The organism is Mycobacterium sp., from assembly GCF_032161845.1.
Classification (GTDB): Bacteria; Actinomycetota; Actinomycetes; order Mycobacteriales; family Mycobacteriaceae; genus Mycobacterium.
Map to the genome: position 1 here is coordinate 1 of NZ_JAVRQA010000326.1, position 2,913 is coordinate 2,913.

Genomic DNA, 2,913 nt, shown 5'->3' on the forward strand with positions numbered 1-2,913 from the left:
CGTTTGACGCCGGGGACCATGGTGGCGCGCAGACGCGTCACGTCACCGACGAGTTCGATGGTCGGGTAGGTGCTCAGTAACACCTCGAACATCACACGTGCTTCGAGGCGGGCCAGTTGCGCTCCGAGGCAGGCATGCTCGCCTGCGCCGAAAGCAATGTGCGGGTTCGGATTTCGGGTGATGTCGAATGTCTCGCCCGTATCGCCGAAGATCTCCTCGTCCCGGTTCGCCGATCCGTAGAGCATGACGACTACCTCGCCCGCCTTGATCCGCTGTCCGCGGAGATCGACGTCCGCGGTGGCCTGGCGTGCCATGTGGGTGACCGGGCTGGTGTAGCGCAGCATCTCCTCGACGGCCGTCGGAAGCAGCGACGGGTCCGCGCGCAGCATGGCGAATTGTTCGGGATGGTCGATGAGTGCGAGCGTGCCAAGGGCAATCAGATTGCGGGTGGTCTCGTTGCCGGCGACGAGGAGCAGGAACGAGAAGTTGAGCAGATCCGCGTCCGTGAGCCGCTCGCCGTCGACCTCCGCGGCAGCGAGGATGCTGAGGAGATCGTCCCGTCCCGTTTCGGACCGGCGAGCCTCGATGAGATTGGTGAAGTACCCGTACAACTCGGCAAGCGCGACCATGTGGTCCATCTCGATGTCCGGATCCGCTGCTCCCACCGCCGCGTCAGACCAGGTCCGGAACTGCTCCCAGTCGTCTGCGGGCGCACCGAGCATCTCGGCGATCAGCCGGGTGGGCAGCGGCGCGGCGATCTCCTCGGCGAATTCGTGGTCGCGTGTCAGGTCGACGCCGTCGAGGATGCCCTTGACGATTTCTCTGACCTTGGGCTCCAGCAAAGTGACCTGACGCCGCGTGAAACCGGAGTTGATCAGCTTTCTGAGCTGCCGGTGCCGAGGGGGGTCGGTGAAGATGAGGTTGCCCTCCTGAACCGGCTCCGGCTGGCCGGGGTCCGGGATGGTGATCCCCTTCGTGGACGTGAACAGGCCCGGGTTGCCCGACACGAAGCGCACGTCCTCGTACTTCGTCAGGGCCCAGAAGTTGGTGACGTCGTTCCAGACGACGGGACTCGACGCCCGGAGTTCGCGGTAGGACGGATACGGATCGCCTGCGTAGAAGTCCGGTGAATGCAACGGAACCGAGGTGCGCACCGCAAACCTTCCTCGACAGCAGAGCCGATCCGACACATCGAATGAGAATGTCCGGCGTCTTTCGTGTCTACCCGACGGGCGTTACGACTGTCAATCGCGATTCATGCAGATCGTCGGTGTCACCGTTGACGCGCGCAGCACCGCGGGTGTACACACGGAGTCGCTATGTAGGACCACACGGGTGAGGAAGTCGATGTCTGATTCGATTGCAGAGACGCGTTCACTCGTCGACACGTACGGCCTCTACGTCGACGGCCGCTGGGTCGAGCCGGACGGCGGTCGGTATGACGTCGTCAATCCCGCGACGGAGGAGGTCATCGCCACTGCGCCCGATGCGAGCGTGGCTCAGGTCGCGGAGGCGGTCGGGGCAGCTCGCCTTGCCTTCGACGGCCCGTGGTCGTCGACGACTCCCGAGGAGCGCGGGCGCTGCCTGCAGCAGCTCAGCAACGCACTCATCGAGCGACTCGACGACACCTACGCGCTCGCGCAGGCCGAATGGGGGTGCTCGGCAAACTCGCGAATGTTCCAGATCGAGGGGCCGGCGTTCATGGCGGGGCGTTCGGCCGAGCTGGCGGCGATGCCCGTCGAGGAGAAGATCGACGCCTACGGTGCGGCGGGCACCACGGTCCTGCGGTTCGAGCCGCTCGGCGTCGTGTCGATCCTGACGCCGTGGAACTTTCCGCACACCCTCAACGTCATGAAGGTGGGCAACGCGCTGGCTGCGGGTAACACGGTCGTGCTCAAGCCGTCGCCGTTGACCCCGCTGGCAGGCCTGGCACTCGCCCGGATCATCGACGAGCACACCGACATTCCGCCCGGCGTGGTCAACGTGGTCACGCCGACGAGCATCGACGCCAGCAGGCTGATGACCACCGACCCGCGCGTCGACATGGTCAGCTTCACTGGGAGCTCAGCCGTCGGCCGGGAGGTGATGGCGGCGGCCGCAGCAAGCATGAAGCGAATCCTGTTGGAGTGCGGCGGCAAGTCGGCCGCAATCTTCTTGGACGACACCGTCGTCACCGACGAGTTGTTGGAGCGCACCCTCTTCGAGGGCTGCACGTTGCACGCGGGACAGGCCTGCATCCTGAACAGTCGCTTGCTGGTGCCCGATTCGCTCCACGATGACGTCGTTTCGCGGCTGGCGAGTCTCGCGCAGAACATGACGGTCGGCGATCCGCGAGATCCCGCAACCGACATGGGTCCGTTGATCAGTCGGGCGCAGCTGGAGCGCGTCGAGGGCCTGGTCGCCAGGGCGGTGCGTGACGGTGCGACGGTCGCCGCAGGGGGTGAGCGGCCGAAGGGCCTCGACAAGGGTTTCTATTACCGGCCGACGATCCTCACCGACGTGACGCCCGCCGCCTCCATCGCGCAGGAGGAGGTGTTCGGTCCCGTGATGACCGTAATCCGCTACCGCGACGACGACGAGGCGGTCGCGATCGCCAACGACTCGCAATACGGTCTCAGTGGCGGGGTGTGGGGGACCGACGTCGATCGCGCCGTCGCCGTTGCGCGCCGGATTCGCACCGGTCAGATCGAGGTCAACGGCAGCGGAACGGGCGGCGCGCCGTTCGGCGGGTTCAAGCAGAGCGGCATCGGACGCGAGGGCGGTGTCCTCGGTCTCCGCAGCTACATGGAACCGAAGGTGATCGGGATCCCCGGATGAGCGGTCCCCTCGCGGGGCTACGGGTCGTCGAGATCGGTCGTGACATCGCGGGACCCTACTGCACCAAGCTGCTCGTCGATCTGGGCGCAGACGTCT

At 65.9% G+C, this 2,913-nt stretch carries 3 protein-coding genes; 2 read left to right on the forward strand and 1 reads right to left on the reverse strand.

What is annotated here, in order from left to right; all coding sequences use genetic code 11:
• Positions 1 to 1,136, reverse strand: a 1,136-nt coding sequence (locus QOD90_RS17765; RefSeq protein WP_526352040.1) for a cytochrome P450, incomplete at its 3' end; no start/stop codon positions are given.
• Between the two features lie 211 nt (positions 1,137 to 1,347).
• On the opposite strand from QOD90_RS17765, the gene QOD90_RS17770 reads away from it, so the two are divergent.
• Positions 1,348 to 2,817 carry an aldehyde dehydrogenase family protein gene (locus QOD90_RS17770; protein WP_526352038.1) on the forward strand — a complete coding sequence of 490 codons (1,470 nt, stop codon included), beginning with the start codon at positions 1,348 to 1,350 and terminating at the stop codon, positions 2,815 to 2,817.
• Positions 2,814 to 2,913: CoA transferase (locus QOD90_RS17775; RefSeq protein ID WP_526352042.1), on the forward strand; the 100-nt coding region annotated here is incomplete at its 3' end. The genes QOD90_RS17770 and QOD90_RS17775, both read left to right, overlap by 4 nt.

Excerpts from the sequence above, each read along its gene's own strand:
- QOD90_RS17770 (WP_526352038.1), top strand. The coding sequence starts at position 1,348 with ATGTCTGATTCGATTGCAGAGACGCGTTCACTCGTCGACACGTACGGC.